Source organism: Corynebacterium sp. HMSC08F01 (genome assembly GCF_001807545.1).
GTDB lineage: Bacteria > Actinomycetota > Actinomycetes > Mycobacteriales > Mycobacteriaceae > Corynebacterium > Corynebacterium coyleae.
This window is the reverse complement of the sequence record NZ_KV789289.1, coordinates 72,768-96,966: the sequence shown is the minus strand read 5'-3', so window position 1 is coordinate 96,966 and position 24,199 is coordinate 72,768. Positions and strand designations below refer to the sequence as shown.

The 24,199-nt window shown below is 61.9% G+C and carries 24 protein-coding genes; 1 reads left to right on the top strand and 23 read right to left on the bottom strand.

The window, feature by feature from the left end; translation table 11 throughout:
• Positions 1 to 107: 107 nt before the first annotated feature.
• The 19 genes from HMPREF3171_RS03295 to rho form a co-directional block, all read right to left on the bottom strand.
• Entirely contained in the window at positions 108 to 932 is an 825-nt protein-coding gene (locus tag HMPREF3171_RS03295; RefSeq protein ID WP_070482814.1) for a tetratricopeptide repeat protein, read from the bottom strand.
• A gap of 1 nt (position 933) precedes the next feature.
• On the bottom strand, positions 934 to 1,236 hold the full coding sequence (locus HMPREF3171_RS03290; RefSeq protein WP_070452229.1) for an MTH1187 family thiamine-binding protein: 303 nt from the start codon (positions 1,234 to 1,236) through the stop codon (positions 934 to 936).
• 21 nt (positions 1,237 to 1,257) lie between these two features.
• Positions 1,258 to 1,545, bottom strand: coding sequence for a hypothetical protein (locus tag HMPREF3171_RS11595; RefSeq protein ID WP_070421850.1), 288 nt, complete (start codon positions 1,543 to 1,545; stop codon positions 1,258 to 1,260).
• Positions 1,546 to 2,238: an endonuclease NucS gene (gene nucS, locus HMPREF3171_RS03285; protein WP_070482811.1), complete on the bottom strand. Its 693-nt coding sequence runs from the start codon at positions 2,236 to 2,238 to the stop codon at positions 1,546 to 1,548.
• A 31-nt stretch (positions 2,239 to 2,269) separates the two neighbouring features.
• A complete protein-coding gene (locus HMPREF3171_RS03280; protein WP_083279365.1) occupies positions 2,270 to 2,731 on the bottom strand; it encodes a DUF2550 domain-containing protein in 462 nt (153 codons plus the stop codon).
• 163 nt (positions 2,732 to 2,894) lie between these two features.
• A complete protein-coding gene (locus tag HMPREF3171_RS03275; RefSeq protein ID WP_070421848.1) occupies positions 2,895 to 3,263 on the bottom strand; it encodes a F0F1 ATP synthase subunit epsilon in 369 nt (122 codons plus the stop codon).
• Between the two features lie 8 nt (positions 3,264 to 3,271).
• Positions 3,272 to 4,789: a F0F1 ATP synthase subunit beta gene (atpD, locus tag HMPREF3171_RS03270; RefSeq protein WP_245167978.1), complete on the bottom strand. Its 1,518-nt coding sequence runs from the start codon at positions 4,787 to 4,789 to the stop codon at positions 3,272 to 3,274.
• 3 nt (positions 4,790 to 4,792) lie between these two features.
• Entirely contained in the window at positions 4,793 to 5,761 is a 969-nt protein-coding gene (locus HMPREF3171_RS03265) for a F0F1 ATP synthase subunit gamma (RefSeq protein ID WP_070482808.1), read from the bottom strand.
• Between the two features lie 47 nt (positions 5,762 to 5,808).
• Entirely contained in the window at positions 5,809 to 7,473 is a 1,665-nt protein-coding gene (gene atpA / locus HMPREF3171_RS03260) for a F0F1 ATP synthase subunit alpha (RefSeq protein ID WP_070482805.1), read from the bottom strand.
• An 8-nt stretch (positions 7,474 to 7,481) separates the two neighbouring features.
• Complete coding sequence (locus HMPREF3171_RS03255; RefSeq protein WP_070452223.1) at positions 7,482 to 8,315, bottom strand: F0F1 ATP synthase subunit delta; 834 nt, start codon at positions 8,313 to 8,315, stop codon at positions 7,482 to 7,484.
• A gap of 5 nt (positions 8,316 to 8,320) precedes the next feature.
• Entirely contained in the window at positions 8,321 to 8,893 is a 573-nt protein-coding gene (locus tag HMPREF3171_RS03250; protein ID WP_070421844.1) for a F0F1 ATP synthase subunit B, read from the bottom strand.
• Positions 8,894 to 8,939: 46 nt separating this feature from the next.
• Positions 8,940 to 9,185: an ATP synthase F0 subunit C gene (locus tag HMPREF3171_RS03245; RefSeq protein ID WP_042406503.1), complete on the bottom strand. Its 246-nt coding sequence runs from the start codon at positions 9,183 to 9,185 to the stop codon at positions 8,940 to 8,942.
• Positions 9,186 to 9,286: 101 nt separating this feature from the next.
• Entirely contained in the window at positions 9,287 to 10,081 is a 795-nt protein-coding gene (gene atpB, locus HMPREF3171_RS03240; protein ID WP_070482803.1) for a F0F1 ATP synthase subunit A, read from the bottom strand.
• Positions 10,082 to 10,437: 356 nt separating this feature from the next.
• Positions 10,438 to 10,869: a Cg1360 family ATP-synthase-associated protein gene (locus HMPREF3171_RS03235; protein ID WP_070421842.1), complete on the bottom strand. Its 432-nt coding sequence runs from the start codon at positions 10,867 to 10,869 to the stop codon at positions 10,438 to 10,440.
• Between the two features lie 6 nt (positions 10,870 to 10,875).
• Entirely contained in the window at positions 10,876 to 12,069 is a 1,194-nt protein-coding gene (locus tag HMPREF3171_RS03230; protein ID WP_070421841.1) for an MraY family glycosyltransferase, read from the bottom strand.
• A gap of 18 nt (positions 12,070 to 12,087) precedes the next feature.
• The gene (locus HMPREF3171_RS03225) at positions 12,088 to 12,744 is read right to left on the bottom strand and encodes an L-threonylcarbamoyladenylate synthase (protein WP_070421840.1); all 657 of its coding nucleotides are present in this window, start codon (positions 12,742 to 12,744) and stop codon (positions 12,088 to 12,090) included.
• A 23-nt stretch (positions 12,745 to 12,767) separates the two neighbouring features.
• On the bottom strand, positions 12,768 to 13,631 hold the full coding sequence (gene prmC / locus HMPREF3171_RS03220; RefSeq protein WP_070482800.1) for a peptide chain release factor N(5)-glutamine methyltransferase: 864 nt from the start codon (positions 13,629 to 13,631) through the stop codon (positions 12,768 to 12,770).
• Complete coding sequence (prfA, locus tag HMPREF3171_RS03215; RefSeq protein WP_070482797.1) at positions 13,618 to 14,697, bottom strand: peptide chain release factor 1; 1,080 nt, start codon at positions 14,695 to 14,697, stop codon at positions 13,618 to 13,620. Before prfA ends, prmC begins: the two co-directional genes overlap by 14 nt.
• Positions 14,697 to 16,568: a transcription termination factor Rho gene (rho, locus tag HMPREF3171_RS03210; RefSeq protein WP_246815310.1), complete on the bottom strand. Its 1,872-nt coding sequence runs from the start codon at positions 16,566 to 16,568 to the stop codon at positions 14,697 to 14,699. Before rho ends, prfA begins: the two co-directional genes overlap by 1 nt.
• Positions 16,569 to 16,852: 284 nt before the next feature.
• Here rho and HMPREF3171_RS03205 point away from each other — a divergent pair, with 284 nt between their 5' ends.
• Positions 16,853 to 18,583 carry a long-chain fatty-acid--CoA ligase gene (locus HMPREF3171_RS03205; RefSeq protein WP_070452359.1) on the top strand — a complete coding sequence of 577 codons (1,731 nt, stop codon included), beginning with the start codon at positions 16,853 to 16,855 and terminating at the stop codon, positions 18,581 to 18,583.
• Positions 18,584 to 18,645: 62 nt separating this feature from the next.
• On the opposite strand, the gene thrB is transcribed toward HMPREF3171_RS03205, so the two are convergent.
• The 4 genes from thrB to argS form a co-directional block, all read right to left on the bottom strand.
• The gene (thrB, locus tag HMPREF3171_RS03200; RefSeq protein WP_070482794.1) at positions 18,646 to 19,575 is read right to left on the bottom strand and encodes a homoserine kinase; all 930 of its coding nucleotides are present in this window, start codon (positions 19,573 to 19,575) and stop codon (positions 18,646 to 18,648) included.
• 14 nt (positions 19,576 to 19,589) lie between these two features.
• On the bottom strand, positions 19,590 to 20,942 hold the full coding sequence (locus HMPREF3171_RS03195; RefSeq protein ID WP_070482789.1) for a homoserine dehydrogenase: 1,353 nt from the start codon (positions 20,940 to 20,942) through the stop codon (positions 19,590 to 19,592).
• Positions 20,943 to 21,025: 83 nt separating this feature from the next.
• On the bottom strand, positions 21,026 to 22,390 hold the full coding sequence (gene lysA / locus HMPREF3171_RS03190) for a diaminopimelate decarboxylase (protein WP_070482786.1): 1,365 nt from the start codon (positions 22,388 to 22,390) through the stop codon (positions 21,026 to 21,028).
• Positions 22,390 to 24,051, bottom strand: a complete 1,662-nt coding sequence (gene argS / locus HMPREF3171_RS03185; protein ID WP_070482783.1) for an arginine--tRNA ligase — start codon at positions 24,049 to 24,051, stop codon at positions 22,390 to 22,392. The genes lysA and argS overlap by 1 nt, the downstream gene beginning before the upstream one ends.
• Between the last annotated feature and the right edge of the window lie 148 nt (positions 24,052 to 24,199).

Genomic DNA, 24,199 nt, shown 5'->3' with positions numbered 1-24,199 from the left:
CGCCTGCACTAACACCTCGAACGAATTCATGCCCAAGACGCTAGACCAAACCCGCAACCCACCTCTGCGAGCCTGTGAAATTTGCGAATTCGCCCCTGTGGATAACTCTAAAACAGCGAGCTAGCGAGCCTCGTCCGCGCCGAAATCACGCGCGGGTCGTCGGGAGCAAGCAACGTCAACAGTTCGAGCAGACGCTCCTTCGCACGCGGCTCCGTCTTCACCATGCCGAGCAACTGATCGAAGGCGCCTTCTGGGTCCCCGCCGACAAACTGCGCATCCGCGGCGAGCAGCTGCTGCTCCACCTCATCCACCGCGTCGCCGTCGCCGTCCTGGTCGTTGAGCCGCTTGAGCACGGCGACGGTGTTCTTGGCTTGTTTGACATCGGAGTTGGTGGGGTCGTCGGCAAGGATGGCGTCGTAAAGCGCAGTTGCGCGATCGAAGTCGCCGGCGTTGAGGGCGGCGGTGGCGTCGTCGAGACGCGGATCCTGCGCAGGCTCCTCGCCACCAAGCCCCTGGAGTTGGCCGCCAAGCTGGGCAACGATCTGGCCGATCCACTGCTTCAACTGGTCGGCCGGCTGATTGCCCTCAAAGTTGGCCACTGGGCGTCCTGCGGCAAGCGCAACCACGGTCGGCAGCACACGCACGCCGAGCATCTGTGCCACCTGCGGGGTAGCATCCGCGTCGATGTAGGCGACCATAAACTGCTGCTGCCCCGCCGCGAGCCGCTCGAACGTGGCCTTGAGCGCGACAGAATCTTCAGAACGGTCCGTGCCCACCATGAGGATCACAGGGATCTGCTTGGACCGCTCAAACGCAACCGCCTCAACGTTGGTGGCGTTGACGGTGACAAACGGCTGAAAGTCGCCAGGCTCAGGCTGCTGCGCCAGCGCACCTAAGTCAATAGCGCCGCCGGTGAACTGCGGGTTGGTCATGCTAATCCTCCAGGTGCTTGTTCAGCGACTCGATCTTCTGGTGCAACATGTCCGTGTAGCCGGGCCGAATATCGGCCTTGACCACGAGCGACACGCGTGGAGAAACCTCCTCCACCGCCTGGGTGGCACGCTTAATCACGTCCATGACCTCGTCCCACTCGCCCTCGATGGTGGTGAACATGGCGGTGGTCTCGTGCGGCAGCCCGGACTCCCGGACGACCTTCACGGCGCGTGCCACAATGTCGGACATTTCGGCGTTGGAATTTTCCGTCAAGGTCGGTGCGACCGAAAACGCTGCAATCATGCGGCCCAGTCTAACGCCCGCTTATCGACGACCCCAGCAATGCTTATGCCAATGCCTCCGATCATCGACTCCCCTGCCGGAATCCCGCGGCCATGCCACCACATGCGACACACCGGGAGGAATGTTCTGGTTGCACCCTGGACAAATGTAGAACTTCGTTGCGGCTGCCGAGCCGATCTGGCGGACCTTGAATATCTCGCCGTTAGTCCATTTCGGCCCCTCCATCTCCTGGGTGCCGATAAAGGTCGACCCGTCACGCGGCAGGACGTAGCGCGGCGACTGGTACTGGCGGCGATTCTTGCGTGGCATTTAGAACAATCGCAGTTCGTTCGATTCGATGCCGCGCAGTTCGTCGTAGTCGAGGGTCACGCAATCGAATCCGCGGTCGCTGGCAAGCGTGCGCGCCTGCGGCTTGATCTCCTGGGCGGCGAACACGCCACGCACAGGCCGCAGCAACTCGTCGCGGTTGAGCAACTCGACGTAACGGGAGAGCTGCTCGACGCCGTCGATGCCACCGCGACGTTTCACCTCCACCGCAACCGTTCCGCCACGCGGGTCACGGGCCAAAATATCGACCGGGCCGATCGCAGTTGGATACTCGCGGCGGACAAGTTCGTAGCCCTCGCCGAGCGTCGAAATATGCTCAGCCAGCAACTCCTGCAGGTGTGCCTCGACGCCATCCTTGACCAGGCCGGGATCGACGCCGAGGTCACGTGATTCGTCGAGAAGCACCTCTGCGATGGTGATACGCAGTTGCTCGCCCTTCGAATTCTCGACGATCCACAGCTCTTCGCCCGTATCCTCGCCATCCATATCAACAACGTTTTCCACCCGCAGCGTGCACGGCGGCATCATCCAATTCAACGGCTTATACGCGCGGTCATCGGCGTGGACGGACACAGAGCCGTCCGCTTTCACCAGGATGAGACGCAGCGCTTCAGGCAGGTGGGCATCGAGGCGACCCACATAATCAACAGAACAACGGGCGATGACTAGACGCATGCGCCCAAGGGTACCGTTGCGACGAACGCCTCTAACGCTCGGTCTCTCGCTGGGCGCGCTCCTCAAGTGAGCGCATATCGGTGCGCTCGGCGCGTACGTCCGGGGCCGATTCAATCCACGAGATAAAACCCATCTGCGTGCGACGATCAGCAGCAAATTCGATACCGCCATCGGGCGAATCGACCTGCAGAATCTTCGCAATATCGGGCATAAACTGGCGCTCATCTGCCGTCACGTCCCGCAAGCCTGTGAATTGCAGCAGGCGTCGGTCCGCGACCATATCGTGCGTAAACGACAAAGAGCGCAGCTTGTAAAACAGCATGCGCTCCCCGTCGTACCTCAAGACACCATGGCGCCAGCCATGGATGCCTTCGGCCGGCATCTGGCGGATCATTGCACGGGAACCGCTACCGCGGACCATGCTGAACCGCCAAATGGCAGACGCCGCAAACGTGGCCACCACAAGCACAGCCACGGCAACGACGAACACCATTGTTTCAACCTCCAGACAGCGGGTAATGCGCAATATCTTAACGCCCTTTGTGTCATTTATGCGCACGCTGCGCGAGTGGGGGCATAGAAAAACGCCCCCATCCGAATGTGTATCCGGATGGGGGCCTGGTCAGGCCGGCGTTACGCCTTCCTCGGCGCAGCGACTAGTGCGCGTTGCGACGAACGGCCGCCAGCTCCGCCTCCGAGCGAGCCTGTACGACCCTGTCCTCGTTGTCGAGGTTGGACTCTGCGACGGCGGAGTCAACCTCGTCGGCGAAGATGGCGTAGTCCGCGAGGACTGTCACCTTGTCGCCGACAACGGAGAGGAACCCACCCTGTACGGCCGCGACGATACGCTCGCCGTCGATCGGGCGGATGGTTACCACACCGTTGTCCTTGAGCTGCCCCAAGAGCGGCTCGTGCCCAGGAAGGATACCGATCTCACCCTCCGTAGTCTGAGCGGTGACGATGCTTGCCGGACCTTTCCAGAGCAGGCGGTCAACCGAGACCAGTTGAGCGGTAAGTTCAGCCATGTTTCCTCCTACGCCTGCAGCTTCTTGTATGCAGCCTCGACGTCGTCCAAGCCACCCAGGCCGTTGAATGCCTGCTCTGGGTAGTGGTCGAACTCGCCCTCGCAGAGCTTGTCGAATGCGTCGATCGTCTCTTCGAGCGGGACGTAGGAACCCTCGTCGCCAGTGAACTTCTTTGCGACGAAGAAGTTCTGGCCCAGGAAGCGCTGGATCTTACGTGCGCGCTGCACGGTGATCTTGTCTTCCTCAGAGAGCTCGTCCATACCGAGGATGGCGATGATGTCCTGCAGTTCCTTGTTCTTCTGCAGAATGCCGATCACCTTCTGAGCGACGTTGTAGTGACGCTCGCCAACGATGCCCGGCTCAAGGATGCGCGACGTGGAGGTCAGCGGATCCACTGCCGGGTAGATGCCCTTCGACGCGATCGAACGGGAAAGCTCGGTGGTCGCATCGAGGTGGGCGAAGGTGGTTGCCGGAGCCGGGTCGGTGTAGTCGTCAGCCGGCACGTAAACAGCCTGCAGCGACGTAATCGAACGGCCCTTGGTCGAGGTAATGCGCTCCTGGAGCACACCCATCTCGTCGGCAAGAGTCGGCTGGTAACCCACGGCGGAAGGCATACGGCCCAGAAGGGTCGATACCTCGGAACCTGCCTGGGTGAAGCGGAAGATGTTGTCGATGAACAGTAGCACGTCCTGGTTCTGCACATCGCGGAAGTACTCCGCCATGGTCAGGCCGGACAGGGCCACGCGCATACGGACCCCTGGCGGCTCATCCATCTGGCCGAAGACAAGCGCGGTATCCGGAAGCACGCCCATGTCCTCCATCTCGAGGAACAGGTCGGTGCCCTCACGGGTGCGCTCGCCGACGCCGGCGAAGACCGAGGTACCGGAGAACTCGCGTGCAATACGCGTAATCATCTCCTGGATCAGAACGGTCTTACCAACACCTGCACCACCGAACAGGCCGATCTTGCCACCCTTGACGTACGGGGTGAGCAGGTCGATGACCTTAATACCGGTTTCGAGGATCTCGGTCTTACCTTCGAGGTCCTTGAAGGCCGGCGGTTCGCGGTGGATGCCCCAGCGCTCACCGGTCTGGCCGACCGACGGGTCGTCCAGGCACTGGCCAAGTGCGTTGAACACGTGGCCCTTGACCTGGTCGCCGACCGGGACAGAGATCGGGTTGCCGGAGTCCGCTACCTTGGCGCCACGGACGAGGCCGTCCGTCGGAGCCATGGCGATCGTGCGGACGAGGTTGTCACCCAGGAACTGGGCGACCTCGAGCACGATGGTGCGGGACATCTCGCCGAGGTCAATGTCGACCTCGAGAGCGTTGTACAGAGCGGGCAGCTCGCCACGCGGGAACTCCACGTCGACGACTGCACCAATGACGCGCACGACACGGCCGTTCTCAGAACCGCGCGGGTTCTGAGTGTTCTCGACCCGATCTGCGGTCTGGGTGTCGGCCTCAGGAAGCGCCGCACCCGCCAGATCGTCGTTGCGCTCATCAAAAGAGTGAGCAGTAGTCATGATTTAGTCACTTTCTCCACTACCGGACAGCGCACCAGCGCCGCCGATAATCTCGGTGATTTCCTGGGTGATCTTCGCCTGACGGACCTGGTTTGCCTCGCGAGACAAATCGTTGGCCAGTTCGGTGGCGTTATCGGTCGCATTCTTCATTGCCGTGCGGCGCGATGCCGACTCGGCGGCCGCTGCTTCCAGGAAGATCGAGTAGAGCAACCTGGAAACGTAGACCGGCAGCAGCTCATCCATGAGCGTGTCCGGGTCCGGCTCGAAGTTCATGTCCGGGCTGACTTCACCAGAGTTGGTCAGCATGTCTTCCTGTTCGTACTTAAACTCTTCCAGCACCGGCTCGATCGGCAGAAGCTGATCGACGCGTGCCTCCTGGGAAAGCATGGATACGAACTCGGTGTAGACAACGTGGACAACATCGAACCCGCGGACAGACTCGCCCGTTGCGCCGTTCTGGCGAAGCGGGACGGTGGCTTCGGAGCCAGCCATGTAGCCGTCGATGATCTGGTGGCGCACGTCGTGCGTGTCCTCCCAAGACGGCTGCTGCGAGAATCCGGTCCATGATCCCGCGACATCCATGTCACGGAACTTGAAGTGCGTCACGCCCTTATTACCGGTGACGTAACGAACCACCTCGTAACCTGCCTCGGTCAGCATGCGCTCAAGCTGCGCAGCCTTCTTCAGCACGTTGTGGTTGTAGCCGCCGGCCATACCGCGGTCAGAGGTGACCACGAGGATTGCCGCGACCCGGCCGTTCTCACGCTCGTGGAGCATGGGGTGGGCCAGGGAGCTCGCGGACGCGAGGCGTTCCATGACGTCTTTGAGCTCGTCGGCGTACGGCTTAGCCGCCTCGACGCGCTGCTGGGCCTTGGTGATCTGCGCGGTGGCGATCAGTTCCTGGGCCTTTGTAATTTTCTTCGTGGAGTTGACGGACCTGATGCGGTCACGCAATTCGCGAAGCGTTGCCATGGTGTTTCCTCCCTTCCTTTATGTAGTAGTCCTAGAACCGACTGGCACTAGGAGCGGCTGACGTTGAGCTGGTTCTTCGCAACCTGGCGGGAGTCAAGCGGCTCCTGCTCAGCCTCGCGGACAATGCGCTCGCCGGAGGTTGCCTGGAAGTTACGTGCCAGGTCCTCGTTGACGCGGCGGATTGCGGCCTGCGAGTCGTCGTCAAGCTGCTTGCCGCCAGCGATCTGGTCGTAGACCTGCGGTGCGTTGGCCTTGATAGCCTCGTGCAGCTCGGTCTCGTAGCGGCGGACGTCCTCAACGGGAACGACGTCGAAGACGCCTTCGTTGGCAGCCCAGATCGAGATGATCTGGAATTCCACCGGCTGCGGCGCGTGCTCGGACTGCTTCAGCAGCTCGACCAGGCGCTGGCCGCGCTCGAGCTGCTTCTTGGAAGCGGCGTCGAGGTCGGAAGCGAACGCTGCGAAGGCCTCAAGGTCACGGTATGCCGCGAGGTCCAGACGCAGGTTACCGGCGACCTTCTTCATACCCTTGGTCTGTGCGGCGCCACCGACACGGGACACGGAGATACCCACGTCGATAGCCGGGCGCACGCCCTGGTTGAAGAGGTCGGACTGGAGGAAGACCTGGCCGTCGGTAATCGAGATGACGTTGGTCGGAATGAAGGCACCGACGTCGTTCGCCTTGGTCTCGATGATCGGCAGTGCGGTCAGGGAGCCTGCGCCGAGCTCGTCGTTAAGCTTTGCGGCACGCTCCAGCAGGCGGGAGTGCAGGTAGAACACATCGCCCGGGTATGCCTCGCGGCCCGGCGGGCGGCGAAGCAGCAGCGAAATGGCACGGTATGCCTCTGCCTGCTTGGTCAGGTCATCGTAGATCACCAGGACGTGCTTGCCCTGGTACATCCAGTGCTGGCCCAGTGCTGCACCGGAGAACGGTGCGAGCCACTTAAAGCCTGCGGAGTCGGATGCCGGAGCAGCCACGATCGTGGTGTACTCCAGCGCACCGGCCTCCTCCAGCGTCTGGCGAACGCCAGCGATGGTGGAGCCCTTCTGGCCGACGGCGACGTAGATGCAGCGCACCTGCTTCGACGGATCGCCGGTCTCCCAGAACTCCTTCTGGTTCAAAATGGTGTCGATGCAGACCGCGGTCTTACCGGTCTTGCGGTCACCAATGACGAGCTGGCGCTGGCCGCGGCCGATCGGGGTCATGGCGTCAATCGCCTTCATACCCGTCTGCAGTGGCTCTTCGACCGGCTGGCGGTCGAGGACGCCTGCGGCCTGGAGTTCCAGTGCACGCTCTTCGTCGGATTCGATTGGGCCAAGGCCGTCAATCGGCTGACCCAGGGGGTTAATCACGCGGCCGAGGAAGTTCTCGCCGACCGGGATGGAGAGGACCTCGCCGGTCCGCTTGACTTCGTCGCCCTCGGAAAGGGTCTCGAAGTTACCCAGCACCACGACACCGATGGAATCGGTCTCAAGGTTCTGGGCGACGCCGATGACGCCGTTGGGGAACTCGAGCAGCTCGTTCGTCATGCAGCCCGGCAGCCCAGAAACCTGGGCAATACCGTCTGCGGCCGAAGTCACCACGCCGACCTCCTCACGGGAGGCCTCCGCAGAGTAGCTCGAGGTGTAGTTCGCTATCGCGCTACGGATCTCATCGGAGGAGATCGTCAGCTCCGCCATGTTCTTCCTGCTCTCGGTAGTTTTATCCAGCATATTGTTAATTATTTAGCCGCCTGGGCTGCCATATCGGTACGGAGACGCTCGATCTTGCCGCGCGTCGAACCGTCGATGACTTCATCGCCCACGCGAACCACCATTCCGCCGAGGAGGCTGGGGTCAACCTCAGAGTGGATGGCGATCTCGCGGCCGTAAATCTGCTCCAGCTTGCGGGCCAGTGCGTCACGCTGAGTGTCGTTCAACGCCTCAGCGGTCTTCACACGTGCAACCGACTTGCCGCGCATCTCTGCAACGTTCTCCGCCAGTGCGGCGAGATCGTCGACAGGGTTGTGGTGCGGCCGGCCGATGACCTGCAAGGCCAGGGCCTCGGTGAACATTGTCACCTTGCCGTAAATCACGCTAGCTAGCAGTCCGCGCTTCTGCGCAGCGGTTGCGGTGCGGTCGGACAGGAGCTGGGTGAGCTCCTTTTCGTCCTCAAGGAGGACCGACAGTTGGTAGAGCTCGTTTTCGACCTGCTCCAACTGGCCCTGTTCCTGTGCACCCTTCTGCAGTGCGAAACGGCCCAGGTTGATCAGACCTGCGCGGAACTCGCGCGGGGTCGACCACTCCTGCTCCGCTGCTGCGGTGAGGATGTTCAGGGTGGGTTCCGCCACCTTGCCGCCGAAAACGTCCTTGACAATGCCGGCGCGCTGGCCTGCTTCAAGCGACGTGTCGGCGATTGCCACGCGCAGGGCACGTTCGGTGTCGAGCTGGTCCACGATGAGGAACAGTTCGGTGCCGATCTGTGCTGCGGTGGCGACTGCGTTGTCGGCGCTGCCGATCAGCGATTCAAGCTGACCGGTGACGTGCGACTGTGCTTCGCGACTAGCTGCCTTCATCTCGCCTACTTTCTCGTCGAGACGTGATCGAGCTCGGAGAGGAACTCATCGATCGTGTTCGAGCGACGGGTCGTGTCCGACAGCTCGGTGCCCAGCAGACGCTCTGCCAGCGAGATGGAGTTCTGGCCCATCTCGTTGCGCAGTTCTGCGACAACCTGGTCGCGAGCTGCTTGCAGTTGCTTTTCGCCTGCCTCGATGATGCGGCGGGCTTCTTCCTCGGCACGGGCACGGGCTTCAGCCTCGATTTCCTTGCCGCGGGCACGCGCTGCCTCACGGATTTCAGCGGCCTCGTGGCGCGCCTCCGCAAGCTCAGCGTTGTTCTTCTCCAGGGCAGCCTTGGCTTCCTTTTGGGCGACTTCAGCACGCTCGATGCCGCCCTTGATTCGGTCTTCGCGCTCTGCCAGCACTTCCTGGAACTTCGGAATAACGTACTTCCAGAAAAGTAGGCCGATGATGATGAAAACGACAAGAGACCAAACCACGTCGTACGCGGCCGGGAAGAGAATGGATGGTTCATTCTCGAACGGCAGCTTCTCGGAGCCTTCTGCGGCTGCGAGGAATGCAGTGACGTTAGTCATTGGTTGCTCCTGATCTAAAAATGGACGGGGTTATTCGTTCTTGTTTTTAGAACAGGAAGCCGGCAACGAGGCCGATCAGGGCAAGTGCCTCAACGAAGGCGATACCCAGGAACATGGTGGTACGGAGCTGGCCAGCCATCTCCGGCTGACGTGCCATGCCCTCGACGGTCTTGCCGACGAGGATGCCGATGCCGAGGCCCGGGCCGATGGTTGCAAGGCCGTAGCCGATGGTGCCGAGACCCTCGTAGCGGTTCACGGTCTCCGCTGCCTGAGCAAGAATGATGTCGTTCATGTGAAAGTCGTTCCCTTTCTAGGTGCCTCCCCGCTAGGCCGCGGGAAAGCGTGTGACAGATGTTGGGGGTTATTCAGTTGGCCGTGTGTGGTCGCGCTTTGTTAGTGCGCATCCGCGTGCAGCGACAGCTCGATGTACACCGCAGTCAGCAGGGCGAAGATGTACGCCTGCAGGAAGATGATGATCAACTCGTATGCGGTGAACAGCAGTGCTGCGATCAGGGTCAGGCCACTCACTGTCGTCCATGCGTTCAGCTGCCAGAAGAAGAAGTTCGTGGCGGAGTAGAGCAGGACAAGAATGATGTGGCCAGCCAGGAAGTTCGCCATAAGACGAAGTGCCAGGGTGACCGGACGCAGAATGAACGTCGAGAAGAACTCGATCGGCACCACCAGAAGGTGGAGCACCGGCGGAAGGCCGGGGATCACGGTCGAGTGCTTGAAGTACGCCACGCCGTAACGCTTGACGCCGGCGTAAATCATTGCGATGTAGGCCGCAACTGCCAGCACGACCGGCATGCCGATACGCGCGTTAGGCGAAATGTTGAGGCCCGGGATGATCGTCGCCGCGTTCATGAACAAAATGGAGAAGAAGATGGTGCACAGCAGCGGCAGGAACCGCTTGCCGTCCTTCTTACCCAGAGTGTCTTCCGCAATGTGAATGCGGACGAAGTCGACGCCGATCTCGGCGAAATTCTGCAGGCCCTTCGGAACCAGCTTCGGGTTCCTAAAGGCAATAACAAAGAGGAGCACCAGGATCGCCGCAATCAAGAGGCGGACGAGCATGATGCGGTCCAGTGCGAACCACCCATTGGCAAATTCCTCACCAATGATATGGCCGTACGTTTGCCCCGGGAAAAATTCTGGACCAAGCGCAGGTGCGTGAAACTCACCCTTCATGGCCAAAGTTGTAACGCTCAGCGTTCTCTCCCGTTCTCGGGCCGCTCCCCGGTTCCCCGGAGGGCGGTGCGATGGACGTCTTCATCAGGCTGCCTCCGCGGCGGACTCCGTCGCACATCTGCTTCCGCGGGGCAGGGGATGTCGTTCCCCGGCCGGTTTCGCCTGCACATCAGGGGTAACGCCAGCCTGGAACAAACCCAGCGGATATCCTAACAGGACATCAGGAGAATGTGGGTTTTACCTGTGCCATTGTCCCCCCACCAAGGTGACTTTTAAGGGTTTTTACCCCTAATCACCCAGCTTGCACGGCTTTCTAGCGGATTGTTAGGTCTGTCACAGGGTCCCCACACTCTGTGTTAGTTGAGGTACGTGGTGCGTGTGGTGAGCACACCCCAGGCTTCGGCGGCGAGTGCAACGACGAGTGCTGCGATCGTCGTCACGCCAAATGCTCGATGGTCGTAGAAGTCGAATCCACGGATCCACAGCAGGAAGATTGCGAGCAGCCCCATCTTCAGTAGCCAGCCGCCGAGGACAACTGCCATGGTGGTGTTTGGGGATGAGTTTGAGGTTGCGAGGACGGACACCGTGGTGGCGAGCACGAACGCACCGCCGACGGCGACTCCCATCAGCGCGGCCCAGATGCCGGGCAATTCGCGGGTCGCGCCCCATGCCATGAGCGAGACGACCGTAAGCACGACGAGTGCCCATCCCGCGACCTTCAGTGCGCGGATGAGCGGCTGACGATGATCACTGACCTGGGACGTGTCATTGACTTCGAGCGGTTCCATACTGGGTCATCCTACAGACTGAGCAGGGTTGCTTTTCGACGACGCCACCGCACCGTCCCCACCACGCCGCGGGCCAATCTTGCCTTCCGCAAGTGGAACCAGAGTGAGCACGAAAGAAAAAACAAGCGCGACAACGGTGAAGATCACTGCGATGCGCACCGGCACGACGGAAAAACTGACCGCGCCGAAGGCGACGGCGGAGACCCACAGGTACAGCACCAGAACAGTGCGGCGGTGCGTATGCCCAAGGCGGAGCAAACGGTGATGGATATGGCCTGCGTCTGCCTGGAACGGGCTTTGGCCGCGGGCTGTTCGTCGCACAACGGCCCAAATCAGGTCGAGGACCGGCAGGGCAATCGCGGCGAGCACGACGATGATCGGGCTAATGAGTGCTACCAGGTCTGCGGCCCCGTAGAGCGACATGTTGATCTTGCCCGATGCGGAGATCGACGCTGCGGCAAGCAGCAGCCCGATGAGCATGGCACCGGAGTCCCCCATGAAGATGCGCGCCGGTTCGAAGTTGTGGGGCAAAAAGCCGGCGCAGATACCGACGAGCAACGTGCAGATAATCGCCGGCGGGTACGCGGAGACCGCCCCGCCCTGGTCATGGAGAACTGACAGCGAATAGACGAGGATCGCCATCCCGGCGATCATGCCCAGCCCTGCGGCGAGTCCGTCGATGCCGTCAACGAAATTCACTGCGTTGATCAGCAGCACAGTAAACAGTGCACTCAAGACCATGCCCTGGACTTCATCCAAAATCAGGGTGGTGCCCTCCCCGATTGGAACGTAAAACACCGTAAAGGCAATCCCCAAGATGGACATGATGATCGCAGCAGCGAATTGCCCGATGAGTTTGGGTAACGCGCCGAGCTCGTAGAGGTCATCAACAATTCCGACAGCAACGACGGCGGCACCGCCGACGAGCACTGCAGTCATCTCTGGAGTGACTGGAGCGAACCCGCGGGTCAGTGCGGGCAGTTGCTGCGCGAGAACAAACGCGCCAGCGAACCCTGTAAACATGGCCAGCCCACCGAGCGACGGTGTTGGCTGCGTGTGAACGTCGCGCTGGCGGATCTCCGCGACGCGTCCTGTGCGCACGAGAGCTGAACGCACCACACCTGTGGCCAGGTACGTGATCGCAGCCGCGACGAGTAGCACGAGTGCGAGCTCGCGAAGTGGCACACCAGCTCCGGACATCCCCTGAAAACTCCCCCGCTACTTTCGACGCAACGACTCTGGGTCAAGCCCTAAGACTTCACCAATGCGCTCGACCGGGATCGCGCCTTCGCGCAAAATCACCGGCTGAGGCTTCGAAATATCAATGATGGTCGAAGGAGTGCCAACCTCGGCCTCTCCCCCGTCGAGGTACACACCAATCGCATCGCCAAACTGCGCCTTGGCCTCTGCTGCGGTCTGTGCCGGCGGGTTGCCGGAGATGTTGGCAGACGACACCGCCATCGGTCCGGTTTCTTGCAACAGTTCAAGTGCGAGCGGTTGGTTCGGCATGCGTAGCAGCACGGTGCCACGTGTATCGCCAAGGTTCCACGGCAGACTCGGTGCCTCAGGCACGACGATGGAAAGCCCACCCGGCCAGAACGCCTCCACGAGTGTCTTCGCGGTGTCGGAAAACTCCCGCACGAGCCCCTGGATGGTCGACCAGCTGCCCACGAGCACCGGCACAGGCATGTCGGGGCCACGGCGCTTGGTAGCCAACAGCGTGGCTACGGCGTCGTTGTTGAAAGCGTCGCAGCCGATTCCGTAGACGGTGTCTGTCGGCAGGACGACGCAACGGCCGGCTCGCACAGCGTCCGCGGCCGCGCGCACCGCGTCGTCGCGAACCTGCGGATCAAGGCAGTTATAAATCGCGGACATAGTGCTCCTTCATGTTCTGAAAGTTACCGGGCTAGCTTACTCGCCATGACAAACCGGGCTCGGCCGGTCAGGTCCTCGACCACACTCGGCGGGCCGAATGCGCCGTGGTCGCGCACCACATCTTGTACGGCCTCCGACGTGGAATCATCATGCTCAATGCCGAGGTGCCCTCCCGGACGCAGCAGCCGTGCGGCGACCGGAACGAGCCCCCGAATTGCATGCATCCCGTCCGCGCCGGAGAACACCGCCTCATGAGGGTCGGCGTAGACCTCCACATCTAAGTCACCGGTTTCTGGCACGTACGGCGGGTTGGTGACGACGAGGTCAACGGCACCGTCGAGTTCCCGAAGCAACTCCGGATCGGTCATATCCCCTGGGACAATGCGTATCGACGACGCGTAGTCCCCCACATTTCGCTCCAAGTACTTCCGCGCCTGAGGCGAACGCTCGACCGCGATCACCTGTGCGCGCGGGCACGCCCGGGCGATCGTGATGGCCAACGCACCCGAGCCGGAGCCTAAGTCCACGACGGTTGGGGATTCGGGCGAGGTGGTGTCTTCGCTAAGCAAATGCACCGCCCACTGAGCGAGCACTTCCGTTTCTGGCCGCGGGATGAATACCCCGGGCCCGACGGCGAGGTCGATGTCAACAAACGGTGCTGTGCCGATGATGTGCTGCAACGGCTCGCGAGCCGCGCGTCGGGCAATGAGTTTGGCGTAGGCCTCGTCGAAGTCCGTAGGCGCGTCGGCGAACATGAGCTGCATCGGCGGCACCCCGATCAAGTGCGCGGCGAGCAGGCGTGCGTCGACTTCAGGCGACGCAACGCCCGCGCCAGCAAGGGTCTGCGTGGCGCGGGCGATGGTGTCGCGGAGGCTATTCGGCTTCAAGGCGCTCCTGGCGCTCGTGCGTCTGCAGCGCCGTGATCAGATCGTCCATGTTGCCGTCGAGCACCGAGTCAAGGTTGTTGGCCTTGTAGTTAATGCGGTGATCCGAAATGCGGTTCTCCGGCCAGTTGTAGGTGCGGATGCGCTCCGAGCGGTCCATCGTGCGCACCTGCGATGCGCGGCCCTCGGCCTCTTCGGCTTCCTGCTTCTCGCGCTCAATCTGGTCGAGACGAGCCTGCAGCACCTGCATCGCGCGGGCACGGTTCTGGATCTGAGAACGCTCGTTCTGGCAGGTCACCACAATGCCGGTGGGCAGGTGCGTGATACGCACGGCTGAGTCGGTGGTGTTCACGCCCTGGCCGCCCTTACCGGAGGAGCGGTACACGTCGACGCGCAGATCCTTCTCGTCGATGTTGACGCTTTCGATCTCGTCTGGCTCTGGGAATACGTATACGCCTGCGGCAGAAGTCTGGATGCGGCCCTGCGATTCCGTCACCGGAACGCGCTGGACGCGGTGCACGCCACCTTCAAACTTCAGCATCGACCACGCACCGTCACGCGACGGGGTCTTCGCCTTCACCGCGACGGTCATGTCTTTCACACCACCCAGGTCAGACTCGGCAACGTCGAGGACCTCCCAGGTCAGACCATGCTTTTCGCAGTACTTCTGGTACATGCGAGCCAAATCGCCAGCGAACAGCGCGGCCTCTTCACCGCCTGCGCCTGCTTTGAGCTCCATGATGATGTCATCACCATCGTGCTCGTCGCGCGGCGCCAGCAGGTCAGCCAACTCCTCCTCGAGGCGCACAATCTCGTCCTCTAAGCGCTTGGCCTCCTCCGCGAACTCCTTGTCCTCGGAGGCCATTTCGGATGCCGCCTCGTGGTCATCGCGCGCCTGGTTCAGGGCGTTATTGACGTTGATGATCGGCTGCAGCTCCGCGTAGCGCTTGGAGAGCTTGCGGAAGCGGTCCTGGTCACCAGCAACCTCCGGATCGCCCATTTGGGCCTGGATGCCTTCGTATTCGGCGACGTAGTCGTCGACAAGCGAAACATGCGATTTTTCTGCCATTAGGAGTAGTCCTCCTCAGTTTCGGCCTGCGCCATTGGTGCCGAGTTCGCCACACCAATGAGGAACTCGCCGTTCGTCTTGGTCTTCTTCAACTGCTTGATCAGCATGTCAATGGACTGCTGCGGATCAAGCGCAGACAGGATGCGACGCAGCTTGTGCATGACGCGCGCCTCCTCCGGGCTCATCAGCAGCTCGTCCTTGCGGGTGCCGGACGGGTTGACGTCCACAGCCGGGAACACGCGACGCTCCGCGATCTTGCGGTCGAGCTTGAGCTCGGCGTTGCCGGTGCCCTTGAACTCCTCGAAGATGACGGTATCGCCAGCGGAACCGGTTTCTACCATGGCCGTTGCGATAATCGTCAGCGAGCCACCCTCCTCGATGTTTCGGGCAGCGCCGAGGAAACGCTTCGGCGGGTAGAGGGCGTTGGAGTCCACACCACCGGAGAGAATGCGACCCGATGCCGGCGAGGAGTTGTTGTACGCACGGCCAAGACGAGTAATCGAGTCGAGCAGCACCACAACGTCTTGGCCCATCTCCACCAGACGCTTCGCACGCTCGATAGCAAGCTCGGCGACAGCAGTGTGCTCTGACGGCGGTCGGTCGAACGTCGAGGCAATGACCTCGCCGTTGACGCTGCGCTGCATGTCGGTAACTTCCTCCGGGCGCTCATCGACAAGCACAACCATGAGGTAGCACTCCGGGTTATTCGTGGCGATCGCGTTGGCAATGTTCTGCAGAATCGTCGTCTTACCAGCCTTCGGCGGCGACACGATCAGTGCGCGCTGCCCCTTACCGATCGGCATGACCAGGTCGATCACACGCGTGGTCAGAATCTTCGGCTCAGTTTCCAGACGCAGACGACGGTTCGGGTACAGCGGGGTGAGCTTGTGGAACTCCTTGCGTCCCTTCGCATCCTCCGGAGTCTGGCCGTTGATCGTGTCGACGCGAACAACCTGGTTGTAGCTACGACGGTTACGGCCGTTGCCCTGCTGGTGCGACTGCCCGTTGGCGCGAACCTGACCGGTTACCGCGTCGCCGGAGCGCAGACCCGACTGGCGGACCAGGCGCTGCGGCACGTAGACGTCCGAGTTGGACTGGCGGTAGCCCGTGGTGCGGATGAACGCGGAGCCGTTGTCCTGCACATCCGCGATACCCGCAACCTCCTGCAGGTCCTCCGGATCGAAGTGCTGCTCGTTGCCGCCACCCTGGTTGTTGTTGCCGCCGTGATTGTCACGGTTGCGATTACGGTTACGACGACCGCGACGCCCACGACGACCGCCACCCTGGTGGTCGTCATCGTTATCGTCGCGGTGGTTGTTGCGGCCGCCACGGTTGTTGCCGTTGTTACGGCCACCGCGGTCGTTATTGTCACGGTTGTCACGGTTGTCACGGTTGTCACGGTTATCGCGATTGTCGCGGTTCTCGTCGCGGTTATCCGTGGTCTCGGATTTCTCGGACTGCCCGTCCTTGCCGTCCTTCGCGTCGCTCGCGTCGCCACCCTGCGCATTGTCCTCATGCTGGTGACGCGCACGGTTTCGACGAGCACGGCGCGCTGCGGAACGCGAAGCTCCCCGCGAATCGTCGTCATGAGAATTGTCGGCCGACTTGTCAGCGTTTTCTGCAGGCTTGTCGGTCTTGTCGGCATTGTCGGCCTTGCGCTCTGCACGCTCGGAAGCAGCTGGCGCCTCCGCGTTATCGGCCTCCGCCTTCTGCGGTGCAGCCTTCTTGGGAACCTGGCCGGTAGTAATTGCCTGGATCAACTCCCCCTTACGCAGCCCCGAAACGCCCTTCAGGCCTTTCTCGGCGGCAATTTTGCGCAGCTCCGGAATCTTCATAGCGGCCAAGTCTGCCGCGGTACCGGTGTCGGTCACGTGTGTCCTTTCGTCGCTCAACCAGCAGGTTCTCGCGTAGTTAACACGCGACGGTGCATGCTGGAAGCGGTGCGTTTCATCGGGATTGGACTGAAGTAAAACTTTGTAGCCCTGCCGGATCTCACGGGGTGCGGGAGCAAAAATCGCCGCTGTGCCCGCCATCGCATCCCCACCTGGGACAACCCCTGCCGGGTGCGGTTCGCACGATCCTGCGCAAAGTGTAGCGCATTTGCGTCCGCGGTTTAATCCGGGGCGTGTCGCATTGCTTCGCTAACATTGCCAACATGCTTTCAACGATGCAGGAAGTGCCCTTTTCCGTCGCACGCATTCTCGAATACGGCAGGACTGCGCACGCGACAACGAAGTGCACCACATGGCGCACTGATGGCGCGGAAGAAACGACGTTCGCCGAAATCGGCGCCCGCGCTTCGGCCTTCGCCCACGCCCTGCATGATGACCTCGGCATTGATAGCGATCAACGCGTCGCCACCATGCTGTACAACTGCTCTGAGCACCTCGAGGTGATGTTCGCCGTCGCTGCCAAGGGCGCTGTGTTTACGCCGCTAAATATCCAGTTGATGACGGACCAGATCGCCTACGTTGCCAACCACTCCGAGGCTGAACTGATCGTTGCCGATCCGCGGCTTGCGGAGAAGTTAGGCAACGTTGTGGAGCTTTGCCCCAAGGTTCGCGCGGTGGCATTTACAGGTGCCGAACCGATTACAGACGCCGCGGCGTATCTGCCAGAGCATGTCGCTGTGTACAGCTACGAGGAGCTTCTCGACGGCCGCTCGACAAAGTACGACTGGCCCGAACTCCCGGAGAACACCGCCGCTGCCTTGGTCTATTCAACAGCAACGACCGGCGCACCGAAGGGCGTCGCCTACTCCCACCGCGCGTTGTGGCTAGAAGCGACCGGTCTTCGCGCAACGGACTCACTAGCGGTCACTCACGGTGAGACGTTTTTGTGCTGCATCCCGATCTACCACGTGCTCAGTTGGGGCGTACCGTTCGCAGCTTTTCTCGCGGGCACTCCCCTGGTTCTGCCCGATTCGGACGTGTCTGCCCCGACACTGGCAAAACTTATCGCAAGCACGCACCCGCGCGTGGCACACGGCGTGCCCACCTTGTGGATCCAGCTGATGGTGCATTACCTGCACAATCGCCCGGAACGAATGAGTCTGCAGGAGATCTTCGTCGGCGGTTCTCCTGCCCCACCGGCGCTGATCAAGATGTGGGAGGAACGCTACGGCGTGGACATCGTCCACTGCTGGGGCATGACGGAAACCACCACGGTCGGCACAGTGGCGCGTCCGCCATCGGGCGCTTCTGGTGAGGCCCGCTGGTCCTACCGCATTTCCCAGGGACGCTTTGCCCCGTCACTGGAATACCGCGTGGTCAACGATGGCCAAGTCATGGCGTTTAACGACTTGACCCAGGGTGAGATTCAGGTCCGCGGCAATATGGTCGCCGCAGGCTACTACCACTCACCCACGCAAGAACCGGGCGAGATCGCTTCCACCTTCCGGGGCGAAGAAGTTGATGACGTGCGCGCACACTTCACTGCCGACGGCTGGCTGCGTACCGGCGACGTAGGCACCGTCACCAACGCCGGGTTTATGACGCTCTACGACCGCGCCCGCGACGTCATTCGCTCCGGCGGCGAGTGGATCTACTCCGCACAGGTGGAAAACCTCATTATGGAGTCCGAGGAAGTCGTCGAATGCGCAGTGATCGGAATCCCGGACCCCAAGTGGGGTGAGCGACCGCTGGCGGTAACCAAGCTTCTCTCGGGCATTGAGCCGACAAAGGAGACTGCGGCACGACTCCGCGAATCGCTCGCAGACACGTTGCCGAAGTGGATGGCGCCTGAGTATTGGACGTTTGTGGATTCAATCGACAAAACGTCCGTAGGCAAGTTTGACAAGAAGGACCTGCGCAAGCACCTGCAGCGCGAGGAGTTCGACATCATCGCCTTGCCCGGCCCAGGCAGCCGGCCGAAGGCGACATCATAATGCCGCACAAAAACGATGCCCCGGGGTACGCATGTGCACCCCGGGGCATCAAAGCATTTGCGCTAGTCGCGCAGCAGTTCTGCGGTCACCGGCCCTGCGACGTCGAGTTCGATGACGCGGAGGCCGGCGGCGCGGGCGTCGTCGAGAAGCGCAGGCTCGATGGACTCGGTGATGAGCACGAGTGCGGTCGGGCCAGCACCAGACAGGTATGCCGCGTAGCCGCGGTTGCGCAGGCGGTTGACCCACTCCGCAGTCACCGGAAGGACGTCGGCGCGGTACGGCTGGTGCAGACGGTCGCGGGTGCCTTCAAACAGGAGGTGCGGGTGGTGCTGCAGCGCAGCCGTCATCACAGCGGTGCGCGAGACGTTGAACCGCGCATCGGTGTGGGTGACGTGGCTCGGCAGAACCTTGCGCACCGCATTGGTGGATGCGTGGAAGTCCGGGACGAGGGCTACGGCCTTGATGGACTCGTCGACAGGAATGCGCACGGCACGGTAGGAAGGCTTCGAGCGCCCATCGACCGGAATGTCGGTCCAGGACACCACTGCCCCGCCGAGCACGGATGCACCCGCGTTATCCGGGTGGCCCTCAAACTCGGACGAGAGCTGCACGACGGTGTCCTCATCCAGCGGCGAGCCCGCGAGCGTATTCGCAGCGACGACACCTGCGGCTGCCGCGGCAGCAGACGAGCCTAGACCGCGCGACTGCGGGATCTGGTTGTGGCACACCACGCGCAGACCCGGCACCCGCACATCCGCGGCAATCAGACCAGAGTTGATCGCCTTGACGATCAGGTTCGAGCTATCGCGCGGCAGATCGTCGGCTCCCTCGCCGAAGATCTCCACTTCGAGGCCAGACTCGATGACTTCTACCTCGAGCGTGTCGTAGATGCTCAGCGCCAGGCCGAGGGTGTCGAAGCCGGGACCAAGGTTCGCGGACGAACCTGGCACCTTCACTCGTGCTTTCAGGCCTACTTCAAGATCGGTTGCCATGACGGAGTGCTCCTTTAAGCGTCGAGGCGGATGACGGAGTTGACGGCCTTCACATCATCGTGGCCGGTGAGCTCTTCGACGATGCCGTTCAGGGCAGCTTCACGTGCGCCGTGCGTGACGACGATCAGGTGTGCCTCGTCGCCAGACTCCTCCTGACGGACCGCGGAAAGCGACACCCCTGCCTTAGCAAAGCGAGCCGTGAGGTCTGCGAGCACGCCGACGCGGTCGTTGACGGTCATGTTGATGTGGTAACGCGTGGTCACATCGTCAAACGCCACAATCGGGTAGTCCGCGTACGGGTTCTCCGCCGGCGCACGGCCACCGTGGACCTTGTTACGGGCTGCACCGACCAGGTCGCCCAACACGGCGGAAGCGGTTGGGGCACCGCCGGCGCCGTTGCCGTAGAACATCAGGCGGCCGGCTGCTTCTGCCTCGACGAAGATGGCGTTGTAGCTCTTGTCCACCGTTGCCAGCGGGTGCTCGTTCGGCACCAGCGTCGGGTGCACACGTGCGTTAATGCCGGTGGTGTTGCCGTTTTCGTCCAAGAGACGCTCACAGATGGCCAGCAGCTTAATCGTCTGGTTGGACTTCTTCGCTGCCGCAATGTCGTCTGCGGTGATCTTGGTGATGCCCTCGCAGTGGACGTCGTCGAACGTCACACGGGTGTGGAAGCCCATGGACGCAAGGATCGCTGCCTTGGAGGCCGCGTCGTGGCCTTCGACGTCCGCAGTCGGGTCAGCCTCGGCGTAGCCCAAACGGGTTGCCTCAGCCAGCGCCTCCTCGTAGCTCGCGCCGGTGGAAGCCATCGCGTCCAGGATGAAGTTCGTGGTGCCGTTAACAATGCCGGAGATGCGCTGCACCTGGTCGCCCGCGAGCGAACGGCGCAGCATGCCGACCACGGGGATCGCGGCAGCGACGGCTGCTTCGTAGTACAGGTCGACGCCGGCTGCGTTCGCAGCATCAGCCAACTCGGAACCGTGCGCTGCGACGAGCGCCTTGTTTGCCGTCACCACCGACTTTCCAGCGTTGAGTGCTTCGAGGACCAGCTGGCGCGGGTAGTCAATGCCACCGATAAGTTCGACGACAATGTCTACGTCGTCGCGTGTGACCAGTTCGCTCGCATCCGCAGTCAAGTAAAGTCCCTGGACTTCAGGCGCGTCCTTGTGCTTGTCCACGTCGGAGACAGCCACGCCACGGACCTCGATCGGGCCACCGATGCGATTTTCCAAGTTCGAAGAGAATTCGCTGAGCAGGCGCAGCACTTCCGTGCCCACGGTGCCCTTACCCAACACGGCAATACCCACCGGGGTGCCGATGCCCTTGCCGGGGTAGTTTCCGTTGATGCCTTCAGCGCTGGCAACTGTCATGGTCAGGATGCTCCTTTTCGTTGCTGCAAAGTACAGGTTTGAACCGCTTGGTCTACTATCGCTTAAGCAAGCACTCAGGTCAATTAATATTCGCGGGCCAACAGGTCTTCCACAGTCTCGCGGCGCACCATCGGGGTGATCTGTCCGCCGCGCACGGACACGACAGCCGGACGTCCAAACGCGTTGTAATTCGAAGCCATGGAGTAGCAGTACGCGCCAGTCGCAGCCAACGCAATGAGATCGCCGGAGGAAATATCATTCGGCCACTTCGCATTCTCTACGAGAATGTCGCCGGACTCACAGTGCGAACCAACCAGGCGGGTATCGGTGTTGTCACCGTCGACGAAGCGGTTGACCACGCGGGCGTCGTAAAGCGCCCCGTAGAGCGCAGGGCGAATGTTGTCGCTCATGCCACCATCGACCGCGATGTAGCGACGAGATGTGGTGAACGAGGTATCGACTTCCTTAATCACACCCGCGGTGTACACCGTCACCGCAGAAGGACCAGCAATCGCACGTCCCGGCTCCACAACCACAGTCGGCGCGGCGATGCCGAGCTCGTCAGCGACATCCTGCACGGACGCAAGCAGGTCGCGCGCAACAGCCGCGACGTCGAGCGGCTGCTCCCCTGACATATAAGCAATGCCGTAGCCGCCGCCCAGATCAAGGTAGCCAAGCGCGACACCGCAGGTCTTCCACACTTCTGCGTACAGACCGAGCACGCGCTCTGCAGCCAGCTTGAAGCCTTCAGCGTCGAAGACCTGGGAACCAACATGGCAGTGCAGGCCGGTCAACTGCAGCGAATCTGAGTCAATTGCTGCCACGGCCGCAGCAAGTGCGTCGCCAGTGGCCAGGGAAATGCCGAACTTCTGGTCTTCGTGGCTCGTCGCAATGAACTCGTGCGTGTGCGCATCCACGCCGGGCTTCACTCGGATGAACACATCTTGGATGACACCGGCCTCGCGGGCGACAGCTTCCAGCTGCGCTAACTCCTGGTGAGAGTCGATGACCACATGCCCCACGCGCGAATCCACGCATAGGCGCAGAAACTCGTCGGACTTGTTGTTGCCGTGAACAGTGATGCGTTCCGGCGGGAAATCGGCTGCAAGTGCGATGCGGAGCTCGTTTTCACTCGCCACATCGAGGGCAAGACCTTCCTCATCCACCCAACGTGCAATGTGTCGGGTCAAAAAGGCCTTCGACGCGTAGTGCACATTTTCCGGCGCACGGAATGCTTCCGCCATGTCGCGGCAGCGAGAGCGGAAATCGTCCTCATCCACGACGACAACCGGGCTGCCGTATTCGGCGACGATCTCAGGCAGTGGCACACCGGCGATGGTCACTACCCCATCCTCTTCACGCTTGGCGTTTCGCGGCCAAACGTGTGCGGGCAGTTCGTTGAAGTCGCCCTCGTCGGTGCTGTACGGGGTGGATACGAAAACAGTCATTACATCCGCTCCGGGGCGCTCACGCCGATCAGGCCCAGCGCGTTTGCAATCACCTGGCGTGTCGCCATCGCAAGTGCGAGACGTGCCGTGTGGATCGGCTCCGGCGCCTCGCCGGCCTTCGGCAGGATCTGGCAGGAGTCGTAGAACTTGTGGAAGGCGCTGGCCAACTCTTCGGTGTAGCGGGCAATGCGGTGCGGCTCGCGCAGCTCCGCGGCGGCGCGCACGACTGCAGGGAACTCACCGATCGTGCGGATCAGGTCGCCTTCCTTCTCGTGGGTCAGCAGGCCCAAGTCGATGTCCGCGACGCCGGGCAGCGTCACACCAGCTTCCTTCGCCTTGCGCTCAATCGAGCACAGCCGCGCGTGGCCGTACTGGACGTAGTAGACGGGGTTGTCGGAGGACTGCTTCGTCCACAGATCTAGGTCGATATCCAGCGAGGAGTCCACAGAGGAGCGCACCAGCGAGTAGCGCGCGCCATCCACGCCAATGGCGTCGACAAGATCCTCAAGCGTGATCACGGTGCCTGCACGCTTGGACATCTTCACCGCCTGGCCGTCGCGCACTAGGTTGACCATCTGGCCGATGAGCACTTCGACGGCGTCCGCGTTGTAGCCCAGCGCCTGCGCCGCAGCCTTCAGACGTGCGATGTAGCCGTGGTGGTCCGCACCCAACATATAAATGGCAAGTGTGTGGTCGCGGTCGAACTTGTCCGCAACGTAGGCGATGTCGCCGGCGATGTATGCCGCGTCGCCGTCGGACTTGATCACCACACGATCCTTGTCGTCGCCAAAGTCAGAGGAGCGCAGCCACCACGCGTTGTCAGCCTCATACAGGTTGCCGTTTTCCTTCAGGGTGGCAATCGCCTTATCCACCGCACCCGATTCGAACAGCGAGTTCTCGTGGAAGTACACGTCGAAGTCCACGCCGAAATCGTGCAGCGACTGCTTAATCTGCGCGAACATCATCTCCACGCCAGCAGCGCGGAAGGTCTCCTGCACTTCAGCATCAGTGCCTTCGAGAGCATTGGGCTGCTTTTCGACGACCGCCTGAGCGATCTCGCGAATATAATCGCCCCCGTAACCATCCTCCGGGGTTGGATCCCCCTTGGCAGCAGCAACCAACGAACGCGCGAAGCGGTCGATCTGGCCACCGTGGTCGTTGAAGTAGTACTCGCGGGTCACCTTCGCGCCCGAAGCCTCAAGCACGCGGCCCAGCGAGTCACCCACCGCAGCCCAGCGGGTACCGCCGAGGTGAATCGGGCCGGTCGGGTTCGCCGAGACGAATTCCAGGTTCACCTTCTCGCCGGCGTAGATGTCGGAGTTGCCAAACGCGGCACCCTCCTCGAGCACCTTGGCTACCAGCTGGCCCTGGGCGTCTGCGGCGAGGCGCAGGTTAATAAAGCCGGGCCCTGCGATCTCAGCGGCGGCGATGGCCGGGTCCTCTGCCAAGACCTCTGCAAGCCAGCCTGCGAGTTCGCGCGGGTTCGTGCCCGCCTTCTTCGCCACTTGCAGTGCAATGTTGGTGGCGTAGTCGCCGTGCTCCGGATTTCGCGGGCGCTCCACAGTCACGGTGTCGGGGACAACAGAGGCGTCGAGATCATGGTCTGCAAGCACGCGCTCTGCGGCGGCTTTTACGGTGGTGGCAAGTTCTGCTGGCGTCATGGGCATGCAGTGTAATTGAGGGCTTTGACACGGGCGCATACGGATGGTCGTCGATACGCAAAGTGCGCTAATTCACATCCCCCTTGAGGGGCAAATCTTTTCACTTCGCTGCCTTGTTTGGCATATTTAGCCCATCGGGTCTCGCACG